General features: G+C 45.3%; 26 protein-coding genes. 16 read left to right on the forward strand and 10 right to left on the reverse strand.

All coding sequences use genetic code 11. The features are described 5' to 3' along the window. Nucleotides 1-69 precede the first annotated feature (69 nt). Nucleotides 70-1,395: an MATE family efflux transporter gene (locus DW091_RS00325; protein ID WP_096920524.1), complete on the forward strand. Its 1,326-nt coding sequence runs from the start codon at nt 70-72 to the stop codon at nt 1,393-1,395. Nucleotides 1,396-1,464: 69 nt separating this feature from the next. On the opposite strand, the gene hisIE is transcribed toward DW091_RS00325, so the two are convergent. From hisIE to hisZ, 9 genes are read right to left on the reverse strand one after another with little or no spacing between them, the layout of a single operon-like run. Continuing rightward, a complete protein-coding gene (hisIE, locus tag DW091_RS00330) occupies nt 1,465-2,088 on the reverse strand; it encodes a bifunctional phosphoribosyl-AMP cyclohydrolase/phosphoribosyl-ATP diphosphatase HisIE (RefSeq protein ID WP_058693204.1) in 624 nt (207 codons plus the stop codon). Between the two features lie 17 nt (nt 2,089-2,105). Next, nucleotides 2,106-2,861 (reverse strand): imidazole glycerol phosphate synthase subunit HisF, encoded by a 756-nt coding sequence (hisF, locus tag DW091_RS00335; protein WP_058693205.1) that lies wholly within the window; start codon nt 2,859-2,861, stop codon nt 2,106-2,108. A 1-nt stretch (nt 2,862) separates the two neighbouring features. Next, a complete protein-coding gene (gene hisA, locus DW091_RS00340) occupies nt 2,863-3,576 on the reverse strand; it encodes a 1-(5-phosphoribosyl)-5-[(5-phosphoribosylamino)methylideneamino]imidazole-4-carboxamide isomerase (protein ID WP_058693206.1) in 714 nt (237 codons plus the stop codon). Then, on the reverse strand, nt 3,573-4,181 hold the full coding sequence (hisH, locus tag DW091_RS00345; protein ID WP_118517099.1) for an imidazole glycerol phosphate synthase subunit HisH: 609 nt from the start codon (nt 4,179-4,181) through the stop codon (nt 3,573-3,575). The genes hisA and hisH overlap by 4 nt, the downstream gene beginning before the upstream one ends. Further along, on the reverse strand, nt 4,178-4,765 hold the full coding sequence (gene hisB, locus DW091_RS00350; RefSeq protein ID WP_058693208.1) for an imidazoleglycerol-phosphate dehydratase HisB: 588 nt from the start codon (nt 4,763-4,765) through the stop codon (nt 4,178-4,180). The genes hisH and hisB overlap by 4 nt, the downstream gene beginning before the upstream one ends. A gap of 1 nt (nt 4,766) precedes the next feature. After that, nucleotides 4,767-5,819 (reverse strand): histidinol-phosphate transaminase, encoded by a 1,053-nt coding sequence (gene hisC, locus DW091_RS00355; protein WP_096920522.1) that lies wholly within the window; start codon nt 5,817-5,819, stop codon nt 4,767-4,769. Nucleotides 5,820-5,830: 11 nt separating this feature from the next. Continuing rightward, nucleotides 5,831-7,117, reverse strand: coding sequence for a histidinol dehydrogenase (gene hisD / locus DW091_RS00360; protein WP_118517100.1), 1,287 nt, complete (start codon nt 7,115-7,117; stop codon nt 5,831-5,833). 11 nt (nt 7,118-7,128) lie between these two features. Continuing rightward, entirely contained in the window at nt 7,129-7,758 is a 630-nt protein-coding gene (gene hisG / locus DW091_RS00365) for an ATP phosphoribosyltransferase (RefSeq protein WP_058693210.1), read from the reverse strand. Between the two features lies 1 nt (nt 7,759). Then, nucleotides 7,760-9,013, reverse strand: a complete 1,254-nt coding sequence (hisZ, locus tag DW091_RS00370; protein WP_118517101.1) for an ATP phosphoribosyltransferase regulatory subunit — start codon at nt 9,011-9,013, stop codon at nt 7,760-7,762. Nucleotides 9,014-9,266: 253 nt separating this feature from the next. Here hisZ and DW091_RS00375 point away from each other — a divergent pair, with 253 nt between their 5' ends. From DW091_RS00375 to DW091_RS00400, 6 genes are all read left to right on the forward strand, one after another. Continuing rightward, complete coding sequence (locus tag DW091_RS00375; RefSeq protein ID WP_096920519.1) at nt 9,267-11,072, forward strand: PAS domain S-box protein; 1,806 nt, start codon at nt 9,267-9,269, stop codon at nt 11,070-11,072. Between the two features lie 35 nt (nt 11,073-11,107). Continuing rightward, complete coding sequence (locus tag DW091_RS00380; protein WP_058693213.1) at nt 11,108-11,746, forward strand: HAD-IA family hydrolase; 639 nt, start codon at nt 11,108-11,110, stop codon at nt 11,744-11,746. Continuing rightward, the gene (locus DW091_RS00385) at nt 11,746-12,993 is read left to right on the forward strand and encodes a hypothetical protein (protein ID WP_118517102.1); all 1,248 of its coding nucleotides are present in this window, start codon (nt 11,746-11,748) and stop codon (nt 12,991-12,993) included. Before DW091_RS00380 ends, DW091_RS00385 begins: the two co-directional genes overlap by 1 nt. After that, on the forward strand, nt 12,962-13,819 hold the full coding sequence (rsmA, locus tag DW091_RS00390) for a 16S rRNA (adenine(1518)-N(6)/adenine(1519)-N(6))-dimethyltransferase RsmA (protein WP_118517103.1): 858 nt from the start codon (nt 12,962-12,964) through the stop codon (nt 13,817-13,819). The genes DW091_RS00385 and rsmA overlap by 32 nt, the downstream gene beginning before the upstream one ends. Nucleotides 13,820-13,890: 71 nt before the next feature. Continuing rightward, the gene (locus DW091_RS00395) at nt 13,891-14,172 is read left to right on the forward strand and encodes a hypothetical protein (RefSeq protein ID WP_118517104.1); all 282 of its coding nucleotides are present in this window, start codon (nt 13,891-13,893) and stop codon (nt 14,170-14,172) included. A 120-nt stretch (nt 14,173-14,292) separates the two neighbouring features. Next, nucleotides 14,293-14,679, forward strand: a complete 387-nt coding sequence (locus DW091_RS00400) for a PadR family transcriptional regulator (RefSeq protein ID WP_118517105.1) — start codon at nt 14,293-14,295, stop codon at nt 14,677-14,679. 47 nt (nt 14,680-14,726) lie between these two features. Here the strand turns inward: DW091_RS00400 and DW091_RS00405 are convergent, their stop codons facing one another. Further along, nucleotides 14,727-16,508, reverse strand: a complete 1,782-nt coding sequence (locus DW091_RS00405; protein ID WP_074617870.1) for an ASKHA domain-containing protein — start codon at nt 16,506-16,508, stop codon at nt 14,727-14,729. A gap of 299 nt (nt 16,509-16,807) precedes the next feature. Here DW091_RS00405 and DW091_RS00410 point away from each other — a divergent pair, with 299 nt between their 5' ends. The 9 genes from DW091_RS00410 to DW091_RS00450 all read left to right on the forward strand — a co-directional run bounded on the left by DW091_RS00410 (nt 16,808) and on the right by DW091_RS00450 (nt 26,127). Further along, a complete protein-coding gene (locus DW091_RS00410; RefSeq protein ID WP_013378710.1) occupies nt 16,808-17,623 on the forward strand; it encodes a methyltetrahydrofolate cobalamin methyltransferase in 816 nt (271 codons plus the stop codon). 700 nt (nt 17,624-18,323) lie between these two features. Beyond that, entirely contained in the window at nt 18,324-20,003 is a 1,680-nt protein-coding gene (locus tag DW091_RS00415) for a formate--tetrahydrofolate ligase (protein ID WP_058693219.1), read from the forward strand. Between the two features lie 158 nt (nt 20,004-20,161). Continuing rightward, nucleotides 20,162-20,791, forward strand: a complete 630-nt coding sequence (locus tag DW091_RS00420) for a cyclodeaminase/cyclohydrolase family protein (RefSeq protein WP_058693220.1) — start codon at nt 20,162-20,164, stop codon at nt 20,789-20,791. A 35-nt stretch (nt 20,792-20,826) separates the two neighbouring features. After that, a complete protein-coding gene (locus tag DW091_RS00425; protein WP_013378713.1) occupies nt 20,827-21,729 on the forward strand; it encodes a bifunctional 5,10-methylenetetrahydrofolate dehydrogenase/5,10-methenyltetrahydrofolate cyclohydrolase in 903 nt (300 codons plus the stop codon). Nucleotides 21,730-21,794: 65 nt separating this feature from the next. Then, the gene (locus DW091_RS00430; protein ID WP_058693221.1) at nt 21,795-22,460 is read left to right on the forward strand and encodes a methylenetetrahydrofolate reductase C-terminal domain-containing protein; all 666 of its coding nucleotides are present in this window, start codon (nt 21,795-21,797) and stop codon (nt 22,458-22,460) included. A 1-nt stretch (nt 22,461) separates the two neighbouring features. Beyond that, entirely contained in the window at nt 22,462-23,340 is an 879-nt protein-coding gene (locus tag DW091_RS00435; protein WP_058696320.1) for a methylenetetrahydrofolate reductase, read from the forward strand. 13 nt (nt 23,341-23,353) lie between these two features. Further along, the gene (lpdA, locus tag DW091_RS00440; RefSeq protein WP_058693222.1) at nt 23,354-24,727 is read left to right on the forward strand and encodes a dihydrolipoyl dehydrogenase; all 1,374 of its coding nucleotides are present in this window, start codon (nt 23,354-23,356) and stop codon (nt 24,725-24,727) included. Between the two features lie 121 nt (nt 24,728-24,848). Next, entirely contained in the window at nt 24,849-25,229 is a 381-nt protein-coding gene (gene gcvH / locus DW091_RS00445) for a glycine cleavage system protein GcvH (protein WP_058693223.1), read from the forward strand. Between the two features lie 13 nt (nt 25,230-25,242). After that, the gene (locus DW091_RS00450; protein WP_118517106.1) at nt 25,243-26,127 is read left to right on the forward strand and encodes an amidohydrolase family protein; all 885 of its coding nucleotides are present in this window, start codon (nt 25,243-25,245) and stop codon (nt 26,125-26,127) included. Nucleotides 26,128-26,223 lie beyond the last annotated feature (96 nt).

Here is a 26,223-nt window from a genome sequence, read left to right on the forward strand (position 1 = left end):
GATGGTTGATACCATTTTATCCAGCTTTTTTTCGTTTCCGGGAATATTAGAAAATAGAGGAGCAGTATAATGGATTTACTAAAAGGAAATCTGAAAAAGATATACTTTAAATACCTGTTCGCGTCCTTTGGCAGCGCGCTGATCGTATCGGTTTACTCATTGGTGGACTGCGTAATGGTAGGGCAGTATGAGGGGCCAAACGGCGTGGCAGCACTGGCGACAGTGGCGCCTGTCTGGAATATTATTTATAGTCTGGGTCTGTTGTTTGGTATCGGCGGTTCAGTTTTGATGAGCGCGGCAAAGGGCGCGGGAGATGAGCGCCGGGGAAACAGCTTTTATACAATGGCTTTCATCGGTGTTACCGCCGCTGCCCTTTTTTCCTGGCTGGGTATTATTTTCTTTCAGGATGCACTGCTGCGCCTGTTCGGTGCGGATGATCTGCTCCTTGGGCTGGCAGGCAAATATCTTTTCTGGATAAAATTTGTGGCGCCCCTGTTTGTGTTCGGGCAGTTTTTGGCCGCCTTTATACGAAATGACAATGCGCCAGCAACGGCGACGATGGCTGTTATGGCCGGAGGTGTTTTTAATATTATCGGCGATTATATTTTTGTTTTTGTATGTGACATGGGGATCAGCGGCGCAGGTCTGGCGACAGCTCTGGGACAGGTGCTGTCAATCTTTATTTTATGCAGCCACTTTCTAAGCAAAAAATGCCGTCTCAGATTTGAGAGGCCTGTGGGCTTTGGTCATATGACCCGTCAGATTGTGATCACAGGATTTTCGACTTTTTTTATTGATATTGCCATGGGGATATTATCCATGATGTTCAATAACCAGATTATGAGATATAGCGGCAGCTCCGCACTGGCGGTTTACGGCGTCATTATCAATGTCAACACCCTGGTACAGGCCTGTGCTTACGGTGTGGGGCAGGCAGCTCAGCCCATCATTTCCATGAACTACGGCGCAGGGATGGAAGACCGCATCCGGAAAACACTGCGTTTTAGTCTGATTACAGTCGCTGTGCTGAGTGTTCTGTGGACGGCTCTGACCATGTCCCTGCCAGAGCCGCTTATCCGCCTCTTTATGAGCCCGACGCCAGAGGTGCTGTCCATAGCGCCTGATATCATGCGGAAGTATTTTATTTCCTTCTTGCTGTTAACCTATAATATCTATTCGACCTATTATTTCCAGGCTATCATGAAGCCGAAGGCGTCCCTTGCCGTGTCTGTCTTGCGTGGAATGGTGGTGAGCGGGCTGCTTATTTATACGCTGCCCGTCTTGTTCGGCGCGGAAGCGCTGTGGTTTGCAATGCCCATAACAGAGCTGGTTATCGCTGTTATGGTCGCGGTTTTGATGCGGCGTTATAACAAAAGTCTTGAAGCGTTGTCTTAAACAAAAATTCAAAATAACAAAATTAAAAAGAACCTGAAAAATTTAATTTCAGGTTCTTTTTAATATAATTTATTTATGCCGTTTAGTCAATTCTACAAACAAATCGTCAAAGGTCACACCCTGGTTGTTTAAGAGCACAGTCAGGTGGTAAAGTAAATCGGAGGCCTCGTAGGTGAGTTCTTCCTTTGAATCGTTTTTGGCGGCGATGATGGTTTCTGCGGATTCTTCACCGATCTTTTTACAGATTTTGTCAACGCCTTCCCGGAAGAGGTAGTTGGTGTATGAGCCTTCCACTGGGTTTTCCCGGCGATCCTGTACCTGGTCGGCCAGCTTATGAATAATATCCATATTTCCTGTAGCTTTTTCTTCATTGGTGTATAGGTTACGATAGAAACAGGAAGTCTCGCCTGTGTGGCAGGCAGGGCCTTTTGGAAGTACCTGTACCAGCAGTGTGTCGGCGTCGCAGTCATAGTCGATAGCTACGACCTCCTGGTAGTTGCCGGAGGTCTCGCCTTTTGTCCACAGCTCTTTGCGGCTGCGGCTCCAGAAAGTGGCCTTGCCGGTTTCCAGAGTCTTGTCTAGAGCTTCTTTATTCATGTAAGCCACCATGAGTACCTGACGAGTGTAATAGTCCTGAAGGACTGCCGGAATCAGACCATGGTGGTTAAATTTCAGTTCGATAGCATTGTTCATTTTGTTTCTCCTAGATTTTATTTTCTTACCGCGATGCCCTCGCCGGCCAGATAAGCCTTTAGCTCAGGAATAGGTATCTCTTTATAATGGAAAACCGATGCGGCCAAGGCGGCGTCGGCCCCGGCCTCCAGGACCTCTGAAAAGTGAGACTTTTCACCCGCTCCGCCGGAGGCAATGACGGGAATCGTCAGAATTTCAGACAGCTTGCGGTTGAGCTCAAGGTCATAGCCCCGCTTAACACCGTCGGTGTCAATGGAGTTGATACAAATTTCGCCTGCGCCCAGCTCCTGGCCGCGTTTAGCCCATTCGATGGCGTCGATGCCGGTGTTTTCACGGCCGCCTTTTACATAGACATCCCAGGAGCCGCTGCCGTTGCGCTTGGCGTCGATGGAGAGCACCACGCACTGGTTGCCGAACTTGAGGGCCGCGTCGCGGATCAGCTGGGGATTCTTAACCGCCGAGGAATTGACAGAGACCTTGTCCGCCCCGGCCATAAGCACCTTACGGAAATCCTCCACCCGGCTGATGCCGCCGCCGATGGTAAAAGGGATGCGGATAGCCTCAGCCACCTTTTCCACAATATTGATAAAGATATCCCGCTCCTCGTAGGAGGCAGTAATATCGTAGAAAACGAGCTCGTCTGCGCCCTGCTCAGAGTAATAGCGCCCCAGCTCTACCGGGTCGGCTACGTCCTGTATATCCTTAAATTTCTTTCCCTTGACTACCCGTCCGTGGTCCACGTCCAGGCAGGGGATAATACGTTTGGTCAGCATTTCAGCATTCTCCTTTTAGATAAGCGGCCAGGTCGATGGTGCCCTCATACAGGGCTTTGCCGGTAATGGCGCCGTAAAGGTTCATTTCCTCCAGTTTTTTGAGATGCCCGGCAGAGGCGATGCCGCCGGAGGCGATGATATCCATGTTCAGATGCAGGTTGAGAACATTTAGCATGTCGAAGTTGGGGCCGCTCATCATGCCGTCCTTGGAGATATCGGTGTACACCAGGGTGGACAGGCCCAGACGCTCCAGTCTGGCGGCAAGCTCCAGCGCTTCAATATTGCTGCTTTCTACCCAGCCCTCTGTACAGACAATGCCGTCCTTGGCGTCAATGGAAACGCAGACCTTCTCGTCATACAAAGCCAGAAGCTTTTCGATAAAGCCAAGATCCTTCACAGCCTGTGTCCCGATGATAATGCGGCTGACACCGATATCCACATACATTTTTGCAATTTCTTCATCGCGGATACCGCCGCCGAGCTCGACCGGGATATCAAGCGCCTTGACGATGTTTTTGACGACCTCCAGATTCTGGGGCTTTCCGTCAAAGGCGCCGTCAAGGTCTACCAGATGAAGGTATTCGGCGCCTTCGGATTCCCAGCGTTTGGCGACCTCCACAGGGTTGTCGAAATAAATGGTTTCATCGTCCTTAACACCCTGCTTCAGGCGGACACATTTTCCGTTTTTAATATCTATGGCGGGGAATATAATCATTTGAGATTCTCCTTAAAATTCATGAGTAGTTGGGTTCCGACCTTTGAGCTTTTTTCAGGGTGGAACTGCATGCCGATGACGTTCTCTTTCCGGACAATGCCTGGTACCTTAACAGAGTAATCGGCATAGGCGACGACATCGTCAAAATTTTTTGGCTGTGCGTAATAGGAATGGACAAAGTAGACGAAATCCTCGCCGCCGATACCCTTGACCAGAGGATCATCGCGGTTGATGATGAGATTGTTCCAGCCCATGTGCGGAATTTTGAGCCCCGGCGCGTCAAACTTGACGATCTCTCCGGGAATATAGCCGAGACCTGTCCACTTGCCGTCCTCGTAGCTTTTATCAAACAGAACCTGCATGCCCAGGCAGATACCCATGAGGGTTTTGCCGGACTGCACATTTTTGTTCAGACAGTCGATGAGGTCGAACTGTCTGAGGTGATCCATGGCGTCGCTGAAAGCGCCGACCCCTGGAAGGATAATGGCCTCGGCGTTATCCACGACCCTTGGGTCACGGGTGATCACGCCTTCCAGCCCCACATCCTTTAACGCGGTGTAGACATTTTTTAAATTGCCTACGTCATAATCAATGATTGCGATCATTCCAAAACTCCTTTTGTGCTCGGCACGCCCTTAACGTTGGGGTCAATGGTGACCGCCTGTTTCAGAGTACGGCCAAAGCATTTGAAAATTCCTTCCACAATGTGGTGGTTGTTACGGCCGTAAAGCGAAGCCACATGGATCGTCATTTTGCTGTTGTTTGCAAACGCGATAAAAAATTCTTCCAGCATCTCGGTTTCAAATTCGCCGATGTACTCTCGTGTCAGCGGGACGTCATAAACCAGATAAGACCGCCCGCTGATGTCGATACAGATACGGCACAGGGCCTCATCCATGGGGGTAAACTGAAAAGCGTAGCGGGTGATACCGGCCTTATCACCGAGGGCTTCGGCAAAGGCTTTTCCGAGAAGAATACCGATATCCTCCAGCACATGGTGGTTATCTACGGCGTCTCCCTTTGCCTTCAGAGTCAGATCAAAGCGGCCGTGCTTGGTGAACAGGGTCATCATGTGATCAAAAAAGCCAACGCCTGTGGAGACATCACACTGGCCGGTACCGTCGAGGTTCAGGGTCAGTTCAATGTCAGTTTCAAAGGTTTTTCTTGTTAATGTGATTTTTCTTTCCATCTTATAATACCTTTTTCAATATTTCAAGTACTTTCCGATTTTCTTCAGGGGTGCCGATAGACAGCCGGATACTGGCAGGCATCGCTTCGTTTCCTTTAAAAAATTTGATGAGGATGCCATTTTTTTTCATGGCTTCATAGATTGCCTCGCCTTTACTGGTTTCAAAGTAAATGAAGTTAGAGGCAGTAGGGTAAAGTGAATCCAGCGGCATATCACGCAGTGCCTTGTACATTTTATGGCGCTCAGCATTCAGTGTTTTCAGACGGTCGAGAAGCTTTTCGCGATTTTTAAGGGCGATGACGGCTGCCTTTTGTGTGAGCACGTTGAGATTGTAAGGCGATTTGACCTTATACATCACATCGATAAGCGTTTTGCTGCCAAGACAGTAGCCACAACGGATGCCTGCCATACCAAAGGCCTTGGAAAGTGTTCTTAAAACCAGAAGGTTTGGATAATTTTCGATGAGATCCACATGGGTGCTGCCCTTAAATTCCATATAAGCCTCATCCAGAATGACCAGAGCATTAGTTTCTTCAAGTATCTGGACAATGTCGTAGCGCGGGAACAGGTAGCCGGTGGGGTTGTTGGGATTACAGAGGTAGATGAGCTTGGCGTCATTTTCTTTGGCGGCGGAAATAATGCCCTCCACGTCTGGGATATGTCCGTCTTTATCGGTTACGCCCACAAACTGGCCATCGGCAATGGCTGTCCAGATCTGATACATGGCAAAGGAGGGCGTGTGTGTGACGGCCGTATCGCCGGGATTCATAAAGGACTGGTTGATCATGGCGATAAGCTCGTCTGAGCCAGAGCCGCAGATGATCTGGTCAGCTGGTACACCAGTATAGTCTGAGAGTTCACCCAGAAGCTCTGGGAAGCAGGCTTCTGGGTAGCGGTTCAGCGGTGTCTTCATAATCTCATCGCAGAGCTCCTTTTTCAGCGCTTCAGGAAAATCCCAGGGGTTTTCGTTGGCATTGAGAATAATATCATACTGCGGGGCTTCGACCTTGTAGGCTTCAAGATCTTTAACACATTTACGCGCAAAGTTTTTCATGGCAGACTCCTTTACTTGTTTTCATAGCGGCGCTCCACGGATTTGGCGTGGGCGTCAAGCCCTTCGGAGCGGGCAAAGGCAGCGATCTTTTTATAAACCTTTTCCAGAGCATTCTCGGAATAGGAGAGAATGCTGGATTTTTTCATAAAGTCATAAACGCCAAGGGGCGAGGAAAATTTAGCGGTGCCGGAGGTTGGCAGGGTGTGATTTGGCCCTGCGAAATAATCGCCCAGCGGCTCAGGGGTGTAGCTCCCGAGGAAAATAGCGCCGGCGTTGCGGACACGTTCCAGGTACTGCATTGGCTCAGGCAAGAGAATTTCCATATGTTCAGGCGCGATGGCGTTGGAGAGCTCAAAGGCCTGGTCTAAGTTTTCTGCCAAAAAGACAAAACCGTAGTTGTCCACTGATTTTCGGGCGATCTCTTTACGTCCCAGGTCAGCCTCAATCTGGCGGTAAACCTCAGCGATGACCCTCTCGCCAAAATCGGCGTCGGTGGTGACCAGAATCGGCATGGCCATTTCATCATGCTCAGCCTGTGAGAGCAGGTCAGCAGCAGCGTAAACAGGATTGGCCGTTTCATCAGCCAGAATCAATACCTCGCTGGGGCCCGCGATCATGTCGATGGCAACTTTGCCAAAAACTTCTTTTTTGGCAGTAGCCACATAGATATTTCCAGGGCCTACAATTTTATTTACGGGCAGAATACTTTCGGTTCCGTAAGCTAATGCGGCGATGGCCTGTGCACCGCCTACTTTGTAAATTTCATGAACGCCAGCAATTCTGGCGGCGGCCAGAATATTCGGGTTGATTTTTCCGTCTTTTCCCGGAGGGGTTACCATGACCAGGGAATCGACACCGGCGACAATGGCCGGGATGCTGTCCATCAGCACCGTGGAAGGATACGCAGCTTTACCGCCGGGCACATAGAGGCCGACCCTCTCCAGCGGAGTGATGTGCTGCCCGAGGGTTATGCCTGGACTGGGATTATACATCCAGGTTTCTTCCTTTTGCTTTTCATGAAAAGCGCGGATATTTCCTGCCGCTTCTTCAATAATAGCGGCCATTTCCGGTCCTACCAGCTCAAAAGCTTCCTGAATTTCGGTGTCGGTAACACGCAGGGCTTTCAGGCGGCAGCCGTCAAATTTTTCAGTGTAGTCTATGAGCGCCGCGTCGCCCTGGGATTTGACGGTATCAATGATTTCCAGAACCCGGCTTCGGATTTCCTGGTTCTCACCCTCGTCACGCTTGAGAAGCGTATCGAGATTGTTAATGCTTTCATTATATGTGTAAGTTTTCATGGAGATTCTCCTTAATTGATCGAAAGGTTGGTTTCAAACCTTTCAATAATCGGGTCAATCATGGCGCCCTTGGTTTTAAGGCTGACCTTATTGACAATGAGCCGTGAGCTGATATCGCAGATTTCTTCCAGCACTACCAGACCGTTTTCGCGCAGAGTGCTGCCGCTTTCCACGATATCGACAATGCAGTCTGACAGCCCTAAAAGAGGGGCCAGCTCCACTGAACCATTGATCTTGATCAGGTCAACAGGCTCGTCTTTGCTGTTAAAATAATTTTTGGCAATGGCCGGGTATTTTGTCCCCACCACCAGTTTTTTTCCAAACTGGGGCTTGGAATCCTTAAAGCCAGCAACGCACATTTTGCACTGGCCAATATCCAGATTTAAAAGCTCATAAACATTGGCAGGGTGCTCCATTAAAACATCCCGACCGACAATACCAATATCCGCCGCCCCCTTTTCCACGTAGGTGGGAACATCGGGAGATTTTACGAGGAAAAACTCAATGGCGCCGGTGGTATCCTGAAAGATAAGCTTCCGGCTTTTCTCGTCATAATCTTCAAAAATATATCCAATTTTCTGTAAGAGCTCGATGGCTTTTCTGGCCACGCGGCCCTTGGCTAAAGCTAAACGTATCTGCATCTTAGTTCACCTCTGCTTCGATGATGCTGTCAATGGCTTGAAAGCTTTGACCAGTAAAACGGTAGGTCTTCTGATCGCGGATCAAATAATAATGGGCATCCTGATAGAGTGCGTTTCGAGAAAGAGCAGCGACACATTCCTCAGGAGTGGTTTTTAAGACAAACAATTCAGCGGGCTGTCCCTTTTGACGCAGAATCTCTGCGCTTTTATACCCTTCACATTTGTCCTCCGGAGCATAGAGAATAACGTTTTTTTTCTTTTCAGTTTGGGGCATCAGATGGTATTGCTCCATATACTCCATCATTTTCAACAGATCGATCCCAAAGCCGCAGGCTGGACGGGAAATGCCGAATTTTTCAGATAAATGGTTGTAACGGCCGCCGTTGATCACTGGCTCACCCCAATTGTTGATATAGCCCTTGAAGATAAGGTCAGAATAGTAGTTCATCTGATTGGTGAAACCTAAATCAAAGGAGATATACCGGGCATAGCCTGTAACCTCCAGATGGCGGTAAATGGCCTTTAACTTATCCACCACATATTTCATGGCGTCATTTATGCAGAGTGATTCCATTTTTTTGAAAACCTGCTGTGGTTCGCCGTAAAGTTTGGGTAATTTTAAAATAATAGCTGCGACTTTATCATCAAGGTTTTTGCGGTTTAAAAATTCGCCGATATCGCCGATGTTTTTGTTTTCGATGTATTTAAACAGCTGGGTTTTTTCCTTAGGGCTGAAGGCCAGCTCATCCATCAGGTGATTGATAAAGCCGACGTGTCCGAGATCAATATGGACGTCCTCGATGCCGTTAGACAAAAGGGACTCGATGGCCAGTGCGATAATCTCGCCATCACACTCAGGGCTGTTATTCCCAAAGTATTCAACGCCCATCTGAGTCATTTCCTTTTTAACGCTTTCCGGTGATGCGAAGCTACGGTAAATATTGGTTAAATATGAAAATTTGATTATTTCGTCGGGATCGTGGTGATTGATGGCGGCCATGCGGGTGACAGCCAGCGTAGCGTCAGGCTTAAGGGCCAGCACCTTCCCCTGATGGTTGACAAGTTTAAACAGATCATCGCTGGCGATGGAATCCTCGGCAGCGTACAGATCATAGGCCTCAAAGGTCGGTGTCGATATGGGATGGTAACCGTACAGCTCAAAAAGCTGTCCCAGGTTATTCTCTATTTTCTGCAGTGCGGGATAGCCTTGATATTGGATATTCTCAAAGCCATCGATCGTATAATTTTCTAGCATTGCTTTCCTCCAGCAATTTATTGCGGTAGCGCAATAAAGTAATGTGATGATATAATAACATTTATTTTATAAAACGTCAATATTCTTAGGAAAATTTAATCTTTTTTGAGTATGGTATACTCAGGATATTATTATTTTATCATAAAATCTCTAAGGCAACTCAGTTTTATATTGAAAAATAGTGAATGATGGTGCAAAATAGATAAAGAGAGTTTGGATTGGCGCATGAGTACAGAAAATCGAGGAAGATTTTATGGATACATTTTTAATATTCAACCTGATTGGCAATATCAGCCTCTGGCTGTTGATCATTGCCTTGATTATAACTGGCTTTTTCTATTACAATTACCGTTTAAAAAAAGAAAACCTTGAGCAAAAGGAACAGTATCGCCTGGACGTAGACCTGATCAGAACCATGCTCAATATGGTATCGGATTGTGTGATCCTTCTGGATGAAAGCGGCACGATCCTCCGTGTCAACAAAAAGCTGGAGGAATATTATGGGCGCTCGGCTGATAAGATTGTCGGCAAGAATTATCAGCGGTTTCATACAGATTTTGATTATGAAGAGCATAAATCGAATATGCGGCTTAATTTTGATTTGGGAAGCACCTATACGCTTTCGGTAAAATACTATATGCCGGATCGTTCTGTCATACCTTTTTCAGTTGAAATTCACCGCTTTATTTTCAGCGAAAGGGTATATTATGGCATTGTGGCCAGAGATGAAAAGAATCTTCAGGAACGTGAAGCTTATATTGAAGAGCAGGCGAGCAAGTTGGTGGAGATCGAGCATATTGCCCGCATGGGCTATTGGGAGCTGAACCACCAGAATAAGGAAATTGTCTGGTCCAGAGAGCTTTATCACATTTTGGGTTATGAAATTAATACAATTAAACCAAATCTGGACATTCTGTTTAAAATGGTTTACCCGGCCGACCAGGAACGAGTAACAAAAGCCTTTCTGGACGCGTTCCAGAATCAGGAGACGGTGGATATTCATCACCGCATTATCACAACTAAAAACGAAGTCGTGGATGTGCTCAACCGTATCCGGCATACTTTTTCCAGCAAAAATGAGCACCTGTCCACCATCGGGATCGTCCAGAATATTTCGGAGGAAAAGGAACTCAGAGATAACCTGGATTTTCAAAGCCAGTATTCAAAAGCCGTTGTGGATAATTCGGATATGCTGGTATTAACGACCGACGAAAATAATAATATTTTGGAAGTGAATCCGTTCATTGAAGAACTGACTGGTCAGTCAAGAGAAAACCTCATCGGCCAGCCCGCAGAAGAAATTTTTGGCCGTGTTGGCCAGCGCCATACCAATAAGGACAGAAATTACCGCAGACCCCTTGACCTTCGTGACAAGGAGGGCAGAATCCGCTGGATCTACTGGAACACGAGAGAGTTGTCATATTTTGATAACCGTCGTGTTTGTGTCAGTGTTGGGCTGGATGTATCAGAAGGCGTGGAATACCGCAATAAGTTTGAATACCTTGCCTATCATGAACCCATTACGGGTCTCGCCAGCCGGCTTAAGCTGCGCCAGGTTCTCACCCGCTATTTTGCAAAAAATGCCGGAAAGCCTGGGAAACATATGGCGCTGCTCAATATATCGTTGACCAATTACCATGAAATTAACGATCTGTATGGCTACGAGGTTGGAGATCAGCTGGTTAAACAGGTATGTGAGCAGCTGAGCGACCGCGTAGGCCATTATGGTCTTCTGGCCCGCCATAGCGATGATTTGCTGGTGCTTTTTTTGCCAAACCGTAACGCCAGAGAAAAAATTGAGCCGATTTGTATCGAGATTATTGAATGCCTCAACGAACCCTGTGTTGTGGAGGGAATGACCTTTACGATAGGCGGCCAGATTGGCGTGGCAAAATATCCCGAAAATGCGCAGAATAAAGAGGACCTTCAGCGCTTTGCTGACGCGGCCATGAACTGCGCCCGGCTGGATACCTCCATCGATTATTACTTTTTTGACGACAAGCTCAGAAGAAAAATGGTCGATGATAAACGGATGTACAGAAAGAACTATAAAAAATGAGGTAGAAAAGGCCAGATAAATATAAGGAGAACAGAATGGCTTATAAATGTGTGGTTTTTGATTTTGACGGTACTTTAGCCGATACAGAGGAAAAAACCTTCAATATATACAACGATATGGCTGAAAAGTACAAATATCGAAAAATCACAAAAGAAGAGCTGCAGCATATAAAAAATCTGCATATAAAAGAAATTATGGAAATTGTGGATATTCCTTTTTATAAACTGCCAAGAGTCCTGAGCGAGGGCCAGAAGAGGATGCGGGCAACCATGGAAGATATACGGGCGTTTTATCCGGAGATAAAAACCTTCATGGACGACCTCACCCAGATCACTGAATACCGGGGGATACTGACCTCCAATATCGAAAAAACAGTACAGTCTTTTTTAAGGCATTATCGGCTGGAGGAAGATATTGATTTTATTATGTGCTCAGCGCTTCTGTCAAAGGAAAAGAAAATAAAAAAAGTTCTTAAGAAATATGATCTTAAGAAGGAGGAACTGCTTTACGTTGGCGACGAAACCAGAGATATTGAATCTTGCCACCGGGCAGGTGTGGACGTGGTGGCAGTAAAATGGGGGTATAACACGCCCAAAGCCCTGGAACGCTGTAATCCCACCTATATGGTGGATCATACCACCGATATTCTGACCATCGTAAAGAATAAAATGTAATGAAAAAAGCAATCGAAACCTTATTTCAAGTTTTCAGAGAACACCATAAGCAGCTGTATATTGTGGGGGGAGCCGTCCGTGATATGCTTCTGGGCCAAACCCCGAGCGACTATGATTTCACGACCGATGCCCTGCCGGACGAAGTGGAGAGCTGGTTTGAGCACACCATCATCGTCGGCAAACGCTTTGGGACCATTGGCGTTATTATAGACAGAAAAGTATATGAAATCACCACCTTTCGCAGGGAGGCCGGTTATGGTGATGGCCGTCATCCTGATGAGGTGCTGTTTACTGGTGACGTGAGAGAAGATGTCAGACGCCGTGACTTCACCATTAATGGCTTATTAATGGATGAACACGGCTGTATTTTTGATTATGTCGGCGGACTTAAAGACCTCAGGAAGGGCATGGTTCGTTGTATTGGCAATCCTGGAAGGCGTTTTGAGGAAGACCGTCTGAGAAAATGGCGTTGTATCCGCCTTGCGGCTGAAAAGCGCATGGAGCTGGACGAGGAAACCCGCTACGCTATCCGGGATGATCCGGATACGACGGGTGTCAGTATTGAGCGGATACGCGAGGAGCTCACCCGGATCATGCTATGTGAGAAAGTAGCCTGGGGCGGGTATCTTCTCATAAAAACAGAACTTCTGGGCGATCTGTTAAACCGCATGGTTCCAGATTACTGGAAACGGTGCGAGGATTATCTTATCGACGGCTTTGAAATTATGGGGTATCTGCCTAAAAAGGTGCCGCTTCGGCTGGCATCGCTTCTGCTAAATATGTTTCCGGAAGAGCGGAAGGTTTTTCTCAGGGAAATGCGCTATTCCAATAAAGAAAAACAACTGGCTTACGCCTACTGTCACCATGTAGTGGCGGATAGCCAGGATATTGTGGGTTTTAAGGAAGCACTGGCAGATATCGGAATGGAAAATGCGGAGGACTTCCTGGCTTTTCAGGACGGATTGGCCTATTGGGATGGAGACCCTTCCATTAAACGTGCAGCGGAACAAAGTCAACGGGTGTACCGCCGGATTATCGCAAACCGTGAGCCTATGACTTTAAGAGAGCTGGCCGTTGGCGGAAAAGATCTGACGGACAGAGGCTATCAGGGAGAAGAGATTAAGGAGAGCTTGACCCGGCTGTTGAAGAGAGTTTATGAGTACCCCGAAGAAAATAAGAAAGACAGGCTTTTGTCCTGGCTGGAAAGAGAAACACATGGAAAAACTGACCTCCCCAAAGGTAATTGAGGGGATCTTAAATAAATATGATCTGCATTTTAACAAACGTTATGGACAAAATTTTTTGATTGATGAAAATATCGTGCGAAAAATTGTAGAAGCCGGCAACGTGCATAAAAGTGACACTGTATTGGAGGTAGGGCCAGGGATCGGTACCATGACTCAGGTGCTGGCCGAAGCCGCCGGAAAAGTTTATTCTGTAGAAATAGACAAGAAGTTGATTCCTGTTTTGGCTGAAACCCTGGAGGACTATGATAATGTTGAGATTGTTCAGGGAGATATTTTAAAAACAGATATTCCAGGATTACTTCAGACGGACCTGCAGGAAAATCCGTTAAAAATTGTTGCAAATCTGCCGTATTATGTTACCACGCCGATTATTATGGGTTTTCTGGAATCAGACCTGCCCATTGAACAGATGACCTTTATGATCCAGAAAGAAGTGGGCGAACGGCTTTGTGCGGAACCTGGCACAAAAGCCTACGGTTCACTGACCATTGCGGCCAGGTTCTATGCCGAAACAGAAATCAGCTTTTATGTGCCCGCTGCGGTTTTTATGCCAAGGCCAAAGGTAGATTCCATTGTCGTTACACTGAAAAAGAGACAGGAGCCGGTCATTCAGGTGTCCGATAAGAAACTTTTTTTTCAGATCGTAAAGGCTTCGTTTTTAAACCGCAGAAAAACACTGATCAATGGTCTGCAAATGAACACAGATTACCCGAAAGAGCGTTTGCTTGACGCCCTTGAAAAATGTGGAATAGCTCCAGGCGTGCGTGGAGAAACCCTGACCGGAGAAGATTTTGCCCGTCTGGCAAATACTCTGACAGTAGAATAGATAAATACCCTCTGTGAATAAAGTCAATCGTTTTGGATATATATTTTAATGATTGAAAGGGGGGCATTTTAATGGAAACGAAACCCGCAAAGAAGACCGGTCCATTTTATGTAACATTGGCTTTGATAGCTGTCATTATGTTTAGTCTTTTCGGTTTCCTGTTTTTCAGAGAGATGGGTAGGCTCAGCAGCCTGACCGGCGTCAGTATGCTGCCTGAACAAACATTGACAATATCAAAAATTGACAAACAGGAATTAAGAGAAAAACAACTGGAAAATCAGTACACACAAACGCTGGTTATAACAACAGATGCGGTAGCATCCTATATCATGGACAATAAAGTCATTAATTGATTTTACAAAAGCTCCGGAGCGCCGGAGCTTTTTTGGCTGTATGGATCTTTACAAAAATCTATAAATAGCGTATACTCTTATTAGCAAGCATAAGACTTAATCCAATAATGGAGGAATCGAATGAAAAGTATTAAGAGAGTGTGCGCCTGCAAGGGTGGAACACTGACCCGTTTTATACAGCCTGTGATCCTGACTATTCTTTCAGAACAGGACGACCACGGCTACAGTATTTTATCAAAGCTGTCCGGCACTTATTTGTGGAAGGATAAAAAACCGGATGCCTCTGGTCTTTACAGAACCCTTAAAAATATGGAGCAGCAGGGACTCATCGTTTCGCATATTGACATTGCAGACAATGAAAACATGGGAAAGAGAGTCTTTTCCATTACATCCGCCGGACTAGAATGCATGATGCACTGGAAAGAAACATTGGAGGACTACCAGAAAGGTATCGATGAGATTATTGCCGGGATTGAGGAAGCAGCCGTGAAGAGAAACCTGGACTGAAATAAAAAGACGAAGCGCACTTAGCTTCGTCTTTTTTGTATTCAGGATTAAATCATCACATTATCCCCGAACATGGTATTCATCATATAGGTATCGACAAATTTTGGATCAGTTGCCAGCTCGATATGGGTGGTGATCGTTGGAATAGCATTGCAGATATCAGCCTCTTCCTTCGACAGTAAATATAACTGTGCGCCAGTGCCTGCGCCATTGCCGATAGAACGTACAGGGACACCTTCAATTTTGGGCAGTAATCCAATAAACTGCGCATTGTGAACATCAATGTAGTTTCCAAAGGCGCCGGCAATGACGATTTCTTCAAGATCACTGCCCTTGATGCCATAATTTTCGGAAAGCAGGCAGCAGCCAGTGTAAATGGCAGCCTTTGCGAGCTGGACGGCGCGGACGTCTTTTTGCGTGATAATAATGTCTTTGCCTTCAGGATTTTCGCTGGCTGTTACAATTTTAAAATACCGCTGATTATTTTCATCCACGCCAAAACGGTTTTTCATGGGATGGGCGTCTAAAGCGTCGCCTTTAATAAAGTTACCTCGTTTAGCGATGAGTCCTTCACGGAACAGCATGGCAATGGCATCGACAATACCGGAGCCGCAGAAGCCCTGGGGAGCTGTTTTACCGATGACAGAATAAGTGATTTTACCGTTTTCGCAACCAACCTTTTCAATGGCTCCGGTGGTACCGCGCATTCCCATGGTCAGGCCTGCACCCTCCAGAGCAGGTCCGCATGCGGTGGAAGCGACATAGTATTTGTCACAGTTTCCAACGGCGATCTCGCCATTTGTGCCAAGGTCAATCATAAGCCGCATTTTTTTATCGCGTGGTAGGCCTAAAAGAACCGCGGTGGTATCTGCCCCTACGAAACCGCCGAGCAAAGGCATAAAGGTAACCGTGCCCTTGGGGTTAATCGGGAGAGGTGTGTCCATACCTTTAAGTGATACGGCATCCTTACAGAATCCGAGGAATGGCGCCAGCCCAAGATGCTTTGGATTAAGCTCCAGAAATAAATGAGCCATGGTACTGTTTCCACAATAAACCGTCTGGTAAACATCGTTTGTATCGACAGAAGCCTTTTTACAGACCTGAGTGATAATCTCAGCCAGAGTTTCCATGATAGCTTCGTAAATTTTGTGGAGACTTTCCGGCCCTTCACCGGCATAGTCAATGCGGCTGATAACATCCCCTCCAAAGGCAATTTGTTTATTTAACATCGAGTGTTGGTTTAGCAGGCATCCGCTTGTTATATCATAGAGATACCCGACAACAGAGGTGGTGCCAATGTCGAAGGCAATACCGTAAACAGATTTTTCAGCTTCATTTGAAGGAATAAAATCAATAATCTTGTTGCCAGAGACAATAACATGTAGTTTTTCATACCCCTCCAAAAAGTAAATTTCTGAAAAATGCTTTAAAACAGAATAATCCGGCGTGTCAAGGGTCTGTGGTATGAGCTTGCGCAGAACGTCCAGATCATAGGTGCACATAGGCGTAACAAGATCAGTATAATTTAATGAATAGCATTTTACGATAGGGTCAAAAGGAAGATCACTGTTGGATGAGGTTTCAAGGATCTGGCTGGCAGCCTGCTCACGGGAAGCATAAATCTCCATCCCGTCAGAAACAGAGTACTGGCAGGCCAGTACCTCTTTCATTTCTCCGTTTTCCTTAACGTTGACCAGACATTTTTTACAGCGCCCCTTTCCGCCGCAGACAAGGTTTAATGGCAGGCCGATAGAGGCACAGACATCAGAAACCAAACTGTCCTGAGACACTTCTATCTCTTCCTCAAGTAATGGGAACAATACACGCATGATAAATCTCCTTTAATTAATATTGAAAATTATGTATATACAGGTAAACATCATCTTTAATCGTTTTAATTATACGCTTTCATAACCGATTTTACAATACGGATTCCTTAAATTTGCAATAAGAAAAATTAGGGGTTCAGGAAGAAAGGGTAAAATTTTAAACAATTTGTGAAAAAATATTGACAACGGTTTCTGAACGTGGTACCCTATGTATATGATATATCTGTATATACAGGTAAGACTTGTATGTACATTTATTTGAGTAGCGGCGAAGTAAACGCTGTCAGAGGAGGATTATGATGATTATTATTGGAGAAAAACTGAACGGTGCGATTCCAGTGGTTAAAAAAGCCATTGAAGAAAAAGACGAAGCATTCATTAGAGACAGAGCAATAGCTCAGGCAGAAGCCGGTGCTACCTACATCGACGTATGTGCTGGTACAGCTCCTGAAATTGAACTGGAATCTTTGAAATGGATGATGGACATTGTACAGGAAGCCGTTGAAACACCACTGTGTATCGACAGCCCGGACCCTGAAATTTTAAAGGCTGTTTTCCCATTATGTAAAAAACCAGGCCTGGTAAACTCTGTTTCCGGCGAAGGTAACAAAATGGATGTTCTTTTACCATTATTTGACGATGCAGATCCAGCATGGGAACTGGTTGCCATGACCTGTGACAACGCCGGTATTCCAAACACCGTTGAAAAGAAAGTTGAATTAACAAAAATGATGGTTGAAGAAGCTAAAAAGCATAATCTGACACCAAACAGAATTCATATTGACCCATGTGTAATGGCTTTATCAACAGAAAACCATTCTTTCTTAAACTTCAAAGCGGAAATCGAAGGAATCAGAGAAATCTATCCTGACATTCATATTACTTCAGGCTTAAGCAACATTTCTTTCGGTTTACCAGCCAGAAAATTAATGAATCAGAATTTTATGACTTTATCCATGTTTGTAGGTATGGACTCTGCTGTTATGGATCCGACAAGCCGCGACATGATGGGCGCTATTTTCGCAACAGACGCTTTATTAGGAAACGACAGACTTTGCAGAAAATACAGCAAAGCTTTCAGACAAGGTAAGATTGGACCGGTTCAGGCGAAATAATTTTTAACCTATCCTACTTTTAATTGTGCTGATACTTGATGAATTTTAAGTATATAACATTTCTTAGTTAAGAGAGACAACATTGGCGGGCTGTTATTTGTCGATTTGTCTCTTTTAATTTTTTTCTTTCAAAATCGTTTTCATGAAATTTTTACGATAAGTTTGTTTGATATTTATCTATCAATCTAAAGGTAATTTATTTTAAAATATTGCTATAAAAGCATTGACAAGCTTTTTTTTACGTGGTATGATTTAACCATAAGCAAGAAGTGGCATATTATATATAATAGTACCCAGACATAATCGGCGGGCAGATTGTAAACGTCAAGTCTTTATACCAAGGGAAATAGTGAGAGGCGCTGACGGAAATGTGAATATGAAAATGAGATTAACCATATTTAAAATATGGTTGGTCGAAGAGTTCTTTTTTTAGCCAAATCTGTATATACAACTATTTACATATAAGTACATGAATATACAATATTGAATTTCATGTAAACATATATAAACAAATATATTTTGTTATAAGTTTGTATATATAAGCATATACAGGTAATACAGGAATATACAAGTGTAAACGCTAAACAGCCTTAAAAAAAACAAAATTTATCTTACTTTGTATTTGATTTTTTTCGTAAAATGCTTTAGAATATGAAGTAAGAAATGTTAAAAATTTATCAAAGTATTGGAGGATTTAAAAATGGGTTTCAAATCAGACATCGAAATTGCACAGGAAGCTAAACCACTAGACATTCGTGAGATTGCTGCCAAGTTAGGTTTAACAGAAGATGACTTAGAATTATATGGTAAATATAAAGCTAAAGTCGATTATAATTTGTTAAAACGGGAAACCGGAAAGAAAGCAAGATTGATTTTAACAACTGCAATTAATCCCACTCCTGCTGGTGAAGGGAAAACGACAACAACGATCGGTGTTGCAGACGCTCTTTCTAAATTGGGTAAAAACACACTCGTTGCCTTAAGAGAACCTTCTTTAGGACCAGTTTTTGGTGTTAAAGGCGGCGCTGCTGGCGGCGGTTACGCTCAGGTCGTTCCAATGGAAGACATTAATCTGCATTTCACGGGCGATTTCCATGCGATTGGTGCAGCCAACAATCTTTTAGCTGCAATGCTTGATAATCACATTCATCAGGGAAATGAATTAAATATTGATCCTAAGAGAATTACATGGAGACGCTGCGTCGACATGAATGACCGTCAGTTACGTAACATCGTCGATGGCCTTGGTAAAAAAGGTGATGGCGCTGTCCGTCAGGATGGTTTTGACATTACTGTTGCTTCTGAAATCATGGCGGCTTTCTGTCTGGCAAGTGACATTGTTGACTTGAAAAATAGAATGGGTCGTATCATTGTCGGCTATACTTACGATGATGAACCGGTTACCGCTGGCCAGTTAAAAGCTAACGGCGCAATGGCTGCTTTATTAAAAGATGCTTTGAAACCAAATCTGGTACAGACACTGGAAGGAACGCCTTCTTTTGTACATGGTGGACCATTTGCAAACATCGCTCATGGCTGTAATTCTGTAATCGCTACTAAGATGGCAATGCATTTTGCTTCTGATTATGTTGTAACAGAAGCTGGTTTCGGCGCAGACTTAGGCGCAGAAAAATTCCTGGACATCAAATGCCGTATGGCAGGTTTGAAACCGGACGCCGTTATTATTGTCGCAACCGTAAGAGCGCTGAAATACAACGGTGGTGTTCCAAAAGATGAATTAAATAACGAAAACTTAGAAGCTCTGGAAGCAGGTCTTCCAAACTTATTGAAGCATGTTGAAAACATTACTCAGGTTTACAAATTACCTGCAGTAGTTGCAATCAACCGCTTCCCATTAGATACCGAAGCAGAATTAAAATTAGTAGAAGACAAATGTAGAGAACTTGGCGTTAATGTTGCGTTGTCCGAAGTATGGGCAAAAGGCGGCGAAGGCGGTATCGCAGTTGCCAATGAAGTTATCCGCCTCTGTGAAGAAGGCGAAAACAGCTTCCAGTTCTCCTATGAAGATGACATGAGCATCAAAGATAAGATCAACGCCATTGCGACTAAGATTTACGGCGCTGACGGCGTAGACTATACTCCGGAAGCGGATGCTGAAATTGCAAGATTAACCAAATTGGGCTTCGACAAAGTTCCGGTATGTATGGCTAAGACACAGTACTCCTTAACAGATGACCAGACCAAACTGGGCCGTCCGACTGGTTTCAGAATTACTGTTCGTCAGGCAAGTATCTCTGCAGGTGCAGGCTTTATCGTATGCTTAACCGGCGAAATCATGAAAATGCCTGGTTTGCCAAAAGAACCTGCAGCAGAACGTATTGATGTTGATGAAAATGGCGTAATCTCCGGCTTGTTCTAGAAAGCTGAAATACATAATTAAATAACAAATTTGGCTGCTTTTGCTACACTGGCAGTCTGGGGGAGGGGTTCGACTCCTCCCCATTCGCATTTTCAGACAAAATTATTTATGAAAAATGTGAACCTTAATGAAGAACATAAATTTTGAGAGGAAACACTATGGGAATCGCAGACAAAAAATGTACAGAGTTTGTCGAAGTACTTTACAGTAAAAGTGCTGTTCCGGGCGGTGGCGGTGCAGCGGCACTGGTAGGCGCTATTGGTACGGCATTGGCAGGAATGGTCGGCAATCTGACCACCGGTAAGAAAAAATACGCTGAATATGAAGAAGATATCCAGAGAATTCTTGGCGAAGCTCAGGCATTACAGGATCAGCTCATGGCAATGATTGATCAGGATGCCGAAAATTTCGCGCCTCTGGCCAAGGCTTACAGCCTCCCGACAGAAACGGAAGAGCAGAAGGCACACAAGGCAGAAGTAATGGAAGAATGTACAAAGGTAGCCTGCGGCGTACCCATTGAGATTGTTCGTGTATGCTATAAGAGTATTAAGCTTCACGAAGAACTTGTCCACAAGGGTTCCGCTCTGGCTATTTCTGACGTGGGCGTTGGGGTGCAATGCCTGCGGGCAGCGATGATCAGCGGCTGGCTGAACGTTTTAATCAATATTAAGACTATGAAGGACAGAGCTTATGTGGTTTCTGTTGAAAATGAGCTGAAGCCTATGCTGGAAGATGGTATTGCAATTTGCGACACTGTTTACGCCGAAGTGGAAAAACAGTTGTCTTAAAACTTAAATTCAAAAAATAAATTCAGGAGAAAATTATGGCAGCAAAATTATTAAGTGGTAAAGAAGTAAGTGAGTCCATGTTAGCAAAGGTTCTGGAGGATGCAAAATCCTTGATTGCCGGAGGTGTTCAGCCTAAACTGGCAATTATGCGCGTTGGCGCAGATCCAGGGTCTATTTCTTATGAAAAGAGCATCATTACCAGAATGGGCAAATCAAGCATCGAGGTAGAATCTGTAGAATTCCCTGAAGATGTAACACAGGCAGATTTTGTGGCAAAATTAAAAACGCTTAATGATGACAAAAACATCCATGCAGTTTTGATTTTTAAACCGCTTCCAGAACAGCTGGACGAAGAAGAAATCAAATATATCTTAAGCCCGGAAAAAGACCCGGATGCTCTAAACCCAACGAATCTTGGTAAATTAATGATTGCGGATGAAAGAGGTTTCTTCCCATGTACAGCAGAAGGCGTTATGGAGCTTCTGAAGCATTATGAAATTGATGTTAAGGGCAAAGATGTTGTCATCATCAATAACTCAAACGTTCTTGGGAAACCGCTGGCCATTATGCTGACCAATGAATTCGCAACTGTAACCATGTGCCATGTATTTACAAAAGACACACCGTCTTATACAAAGAAAGCAGATATTGTTGTCACAGCTGCTGGTATTTATGGCCTGGTTAAACCGGATATGTTAAGCGAAGACTGTATTCTGGTTGACGTTGCAATGTCTCAGATGAAAGACGAAAACGGTGAATTCGTATTAAATGAAGAAGGTAAAAAGATCCGTACAGGTGATGCCCACGTTGACTGTCTGGATAAGGTTGCAATGATCACCTCTGCCACACCTGGCTGCGGCGGCGGAACGGGCCCGATTACCACCGCTCTTCTGGCACAGCATGTTATCAAGGCCTGCAAACAGCAGAACAATTTATAGGACTGGAACAAAGCCCGGGAGAATTTCTCTCCGGGCGGATTAAATATAGACGGAGGAAGTAAAAAATGATTATTTCTCAAAAGAAATCTTTTGAAGATGTATTAGAATATTTAAAGGACGCAAAAAAAGTGGTCATCACCGGTTGCTCTGAATGTGCAACAGTTTGTAAAACCGGTGGAGAAGAAGAAGTTGAAGCCATGAAAGCTGCATTGGAGGCCGAAGGTAAAGAAGTTTTGGCAACCAAGGTTTTAACAACTTCATGTAACGTGCTTTTAAACAAAAAAGAATTAAAAGAAATCAAAGGTGAGCTGGCCGATGCAGATGCTGTACTGTGTATGGCATGTGGCGATGGTGTTCAGACTGTTGCCAAGGGGGTTAAAAAAGAAACCTACCCGGCCAATGACACCATGTTCGTTGGCGAAACCGTCCGCAATGGTATCTTTGAAGAAATGTGTAAAACCTGCGGCGACTGTGTACTTGGCAGAACCGCTGCAATCTGCCCGATTACCCGCTGCGGCAAGTCTTTATTAAACGGCGCTTGCGGTGGCTCCAGAGACGGCAAATGTGAAGTTATTCCTGAAAATGACTGTGCATGGATTGAAATTTATAAAAAATTGAAAGAACAGGGTAAGGAAGAGTTACTTGAAGAAATTCAGCCATTGCGCGGCTATAAAAAGGTTGCTTACCCAAGAACGATTAATTTAAGAGATCAGGAAAAGGATGGTGAATAAGATGAGCAGTTTATTACAACAGACATTAGAAGCCGGTAAATTTGCGATTACTGCAGAAATGGCACCACCAAAAGGGACTGATTTCAGTCATATTTTAGAAATTGCGGATCTGTTAAAGGGCCGTGTGCAGGGCGTTAACGTTACAGATTTCCAGTCTGCTGCCGTTAAGGCATCTTCGCTGGCTATGTGTGTAGAGCTTGAAAGAAAAGGCCTTGAGCCCATCTTACAGATGACTGGCCGTGACCGCAACCGCATCGCCATCCAGGGTGAAATGTTATCAGCGGGGCATTTCGGCATTAAAAACATGCTGGCGTTAACCGGTGACCACACCACCACTGGCGATAACCCAGAAGCCAAGCCGGTATTTGAAATGGACTCTGTATCCATTCTACAGACTGCCGAAGTACTGATGAGCGGTCAGGATTTAGCCGGAAATGAATTGCAGGGCTCTCCGGATTTTTATCTGGGTGCTTGTGTTACCCCTGTTTTTGATCCGGTTGAAGTACAGCTGATCAAAATGCGCAACAAAATCAGAGCCGGCGCTAAGTTCTTCCAGACACAGGGTGTATTTGATATTGAAGTGATGCGTGAATTCAAGGAACTGACCAAAGACATGGACTGCTATGTTCTGGCAGGCATCATTCCACTTAAATCTGCGGGTATGGCAAAATTCATGAACCGCAGCGTGCCGGGCATCTCTGTGCCGGACGCTTTAATTGAACGTTTGACCGAAGCTGAAGACAAGGCCGCTGAAGGCATTAAGATTGCCGGCGAATTTGTGGCTCAGCTGAAGGAAGAAGGCGTGTGCGACGGTGCGCATATCATGGCCATCGGCGCAGAAGAAAACGTACCGAAGATTCTGGACATAGCTGGTTTATAGGAGTAGTGGACGAATGAGAATTACTGTAATAGGTGCAGGCCCGGGCGGTTATGAAGCCGCTATTATGGCTGCAAAACTGGGTGCAGAAGTTACCTGTATTGAAAAAGACGAAGTCGGCGGTACCTGTTTAAACCGCGGCTGTATTCCAACAAAGGCTTTCCTGGCAGCTTCCGATGTTCTGGAAACTGTGGAGAGCGCTAAGGATTTTGGCATTAACATTGACGGTACTGTCAGCGTTGATTACAAAGCCGTTGTAGACCGTAAAAATAAAGTAAAAGACGGCCTGATCAAGGGGATTCATTTCCTGTTTGAAGAAAACAAGGTGAACCTGATCAAGGGTACGGGCAAAATTATTGATAAAAATACTGTTGAAGTTACCAAAGAAGATGGCTCAACTGAAACGGTTGAAACAGATAAGATTATTCTGGCTACCGGTTCTGTTCCGGTAAGCCCGGGTATGTTCAAATATGATGGCAAAAAAGTCATCACTTCCGACGAAGTGCTGGATCTGGAAAAAGCTCCAGAGTCCATTATTATCGTCGGCGGCGGTGTTATTGGCTGTGAAATCGGCCAGTTTTTAAGCCGCATGGGTACAAAGGTAACCATTGTGGAAGCACTGGAACAGATTCTTCCAAACGAAGACAAAGATGTTTCCAAACAGCTTCTGCGTCAGTTTAAAAAGGATAAAATCAAAGTGCACACCGGCGTAGGTGTGGCTGAAGTTGAAGTTTCTGACGATAGCGTTAAAGCTTCTTTAGCTAACGGCAAGTCTGTTGAAGCAGAAATCATGCTGGTCGCCATTGGCCGCCGCAGCTTTGTGGACAATCTGGGCGCACAGGATGCCGGGGTTGAAGTGGACGAACGCGGCCGCATTGTTGTCAACGACAAGATGGAAACCTCCGTCCCCGGCGTTTATGCCATCGGGGATATCGTTGCGACGGCCCAGCTGGCACACGTTGCCTCCAAGGAAGGCATCGTTGCGGTTGAAAACGCCATGGGCGCAGACAAGCATGTCGCCTATGCTGCGGTACCGCGCTGCGTATACACCGAACCAGAAGTTGCCGGCGTTGGCTTAACTGAAAAGGACTGTGAAAAGAAGGGCGTTGAGTATAAACTCGGAACCTTTGATTTCAGAGCTTTGGGTAAAGCACAGGCCATTGGCAAAATCCAGGGCTTTGTAAAAGTCATTGTGGACAACAACGACGTGATTGTTGGCGCATCCATTGTAGGACCGCACGCAACCGATCTGCTGGCTGAGCTGAGTCTGGCAGTGCATTTAGGCTTAACGGCTGAACAGGTTGGCGATGTTATTCATCCGCATCCGTCGCTGTCCGAAGCGCTGATGGAAGCATTGCACGACGTACACGGAAAATCCGTTCATAAATAATTAAATGAGGCTCTCTCAAAAAGAGAGCCTTTTTTAAAAGAGAGTTCTTTTTTAACTTGAACTCGCGGCGTTATCGTGATATATTAAAATCAAAATATACAATATTTAAGGAGAAAAAACCATGAACGTACCACAGGAATTAAAATACGACAAGGAACAACATCTTTGGGTTGCGATCGATGATAATGTAGCAACCATTGGTATTACGGATTTTGCACAGGATAAAATGGGTGATATCTTATTCGTAGAGCTGGCAGAAGAAGACGACGAATTTGAACGCGGTGATGAATTCTCGGTTGTTGAATCCGGCAAGAAGGCTTCTCCACTGGAAGCGCCGTTTGCTTTTAAGGTTCTGGAATCCAACGAAGATTTAGACGATGAACCAGAAGCGATTAACGAAGACGCCTATGCAAACTGGATTGTCAAGGTTCAGATCACAGACGACGAAGGTATTGAAGACTTGGTAGACGCAGCTGAATACGAAGCAGCCATTGCTGAATAAGGTTTTTCTTTAAATGGTCATTGATTGTCATATACATTGCGCTTTAAGCGGTTTTGGTAAACTGAAAAAAGAGCTGATGGCTGAGGATACACCGGAGCGAGAGGGCTGGTTTTTGTCACTGGCAACGCGGTACCGCAAGCATAATGTCAAAGCGCTGCGCGACGGCGGTGACGCTTATGGCGCGGGCGCTGCGTTTAAGCCCATCGCTGAGGATGCTGGTATTATCTTCAGAACGCCGCTGGTGGCGCTGTATAAAACAGGTCACTACGGAGATTTTTTAGGAGAAGCCATTACCGATTTTGACTCCTGCCGTAAAAAAATGGATCAGCTGCTCAAGCGGAGGCCTGATTTTATTAAAATTATCCAGTCAGGCATCATGAGCTTTGATCATTTTGGGGAGGCTGGCAGTCTGGAATTTACAGACGAGGAGCTTCGCTATCTGATTAAGCGGACCCATGACGCCGGATTGCGCACGATGGTGCATGTCAATACGCCGAAGGGCATTATGATGGCCATTGAAGCCGGGGCTGATACCATTGAGCATGGATATTGTATTGATGGAGACTGCATCGCTGCGATGAAGGAAAAGGACGTGGTCTGGATACCGACACTGGCCCCCTTTGCCAATATTGCAGGCTGTGATGAAAGCCATCCGCTTTCCCGGTACCGGGAGGTTTCACAGCGTTATTTTAGCGGGCATAAGCTTCAGGTGAGAAAAGCCCATGAGGCAGGCGTGACCATTGCCCTGGGCAGTGACGCCGGCGCGTCGCTCGTGATACACGGACAGGCGTCCAGAGAAGAGCTGAGCTATCTGATGGACTGCGGCCTGACAAAGGCCGAGGTGTTCACAAATGGCTGCAGGGTTCTGGAACTGGATGAAGCGCAATTTAAAAAATGATAACAAATTCAGGAGTCCTTCAGGGCTCCTTTTTAGTGCCTGTTATAAAAAAGAGAAATAAAGTAATCTAACACAATAGAGGAACCCCCTTTTCAA

This window comes from Eubacterium sp. AM05-23, assembly GCF_003477535.1.
GTDB classification, from domain to species: domain Bacteria; phylum Bacillota; class Clostridia; order Eubacteriales; family Eubacteriaceae; genus Eubacterium; species Eubacterium maltosivorans.

Coding starts and splice junctions, on each gene's coding strand:
- hisC (WP_096920522.1), bottom strand. CDS start 5,819: ATGAAAAACTTTGCGCGTAAATGTGTTAAAGATCTTGAAGCCTACAAG.
- DW091_RS00325 (WP_096920524.1), top strand. CDS start 70: ATGGATTTACTAAAAGGAAATCTGAAAAAGATATACTTTAAATACCTG.
- DW091_RS00410 (WP_013378710.1), top strand. CDS start 16,808: ATGATTATTATTGGAGAAAAACTGAACGGTGCGATTCCAGTGGTTAAA.
- hisH (WP_118517099.1), bottom strand. CDS start 4,181: ATGATCGCAATCATTGATTATGACGTAGGCAATTTAAAAAATGTCTAC.
- DW091_RS00430 (WP_058693221.1), top strand. CDS start 21,795: ATGATTATTTCTCAAAAGAAATCTTTTGAAGATGTATTAGAATATTTA.
- DW091_RS00425 (WP_013378713.1), top strand. CDS start 20,827: ATGGCAGCAAAATTATTAAGTGGTAAAGAAGTAAGTGAGTCCATGTTA.
- DW091_RS00405 (WP_074617870.1), bottom strand. CDS start 16,508: ATGCGTGTATTGTTCCCATTACTTGAGGAAGAGATAGAAGTGTCTCAG.
- hisB (WP_058693208.1), bottom strand. CDS start 4,765: ATGGAAAGAAAAATCACATTAACAAGAAAAACCTTTGAAACTGACATT.
- DW091_RS00380 (WP_058693213.1), top strand. CDS start 11,108: ATGGCTTATAAATGTGTGGTTTTTGATTTTGACGGTACTTTAGCCGAT.
- DW091_RS00375 (WP_096920519.1), top strand. CDS start 9,267: ATGGATACATTTTTAATATTCAACCTGATTGGCAATATCAGCCTCTGG.
- lpdA (WP_058693222.1), top strand. CDS start 23,354: ATGAGAATTACTGTAATAGGTGCAGGCCCGGGCGGTTATGAAGCCGCT.
- rsmA (WP_118517103.1), top strand. CDS start 12,962: ATGGAAAAACTGACCTCCCCAAAGGTAATTGAGGGGATCTTAAATAAA.
- DW091_RS00395 (WP_118517104.1), top strand. CDS start 13,891: ATGGAAACGAAACCCGCAAAGAAGACCGGTCCATTTTATGTAACATTG.
- DW091_RS00400 (WP_118517105.1), top strand. CDS start 14,293: ATGAAAAGTATTAAGAGAGTGTGCGCCTGCAAGGGTGGAACACTGACC.
- hisIE (WP_058693204.1), bottom strand. CDS start 2,088: ATGAACAATGCTATCGAACTGAAATTTAACCACCATGGTCTGATTCCG.
- hisF (WP_058693205.1), bottom strand. CDS start 2,861: ATGCTGACCAAACGTATTATCCCCTGCCTGGACGTGGACCACGGACGG.
- DW091_RS00450 (WP_118517106.1), top strand. CDS start 25,243: ATGGTCATTGATTGTCATATACATTGCGCTTTAAGCGGTTTTGGTAAA.
- gcvH (WP_058693223.1), top strand. CDS start 24,849: ATGAACGTACCACAGGAATTAAAATACGACAAGGAACAACATCTTTGG.
- hisA (WP_058693206.1), bottom strand. CDS start 3,576: ATGATTATATTCCCCGCCATAGATATTAAAAACGGAAAATGTGTCCGC.
- hisG (WP_058693210.1), bottom strand. CDS start 7,758: ATGCAGATACGTTTAGCTTTAGCCAAGGGCCGCGTGGCCAGAAAAGCC.
- DW091_RS00420 (WP_058693220.1), top strand. CDS start 20,162: ATGGGAATCGCAGACAAAAAATGTACAGAGTTTGTCGAAGTACTTTAC.
- hisD (WP_118517100.1), bottom strand. CDS start 7,117: ATGAAAACTTACACATATAATGAAAGCATTAACAATCTCGATACGCTT.
- DW091_RS00415 (WP_058693219.1), top strand. CDS start 18,324: ATGGGTTTCAAATCAGACATCGAAATTGCACAGGAAGCTAAACCACTA.
- DW091_RS00385 (WP_118517102.1), top strand. CDS start 11,746: ATGAAAAAAGCAATCGAAACCTTATTTCAAGTTTTCAGAGAACACCAT.
- hisZ (WP_118517101.1), bottom strand. CDS start 9,013: ATGCTAGAAAATTATACGATCGATGGCTTTGAGAATATCCAATATCAA.
- DW091_RS00435 (WP_058696320.1), top strand. CDS start 22,462: ATGAGCAGTTTATTACAACAGACATTAGAAGCCGGTAAATTTGCGATT.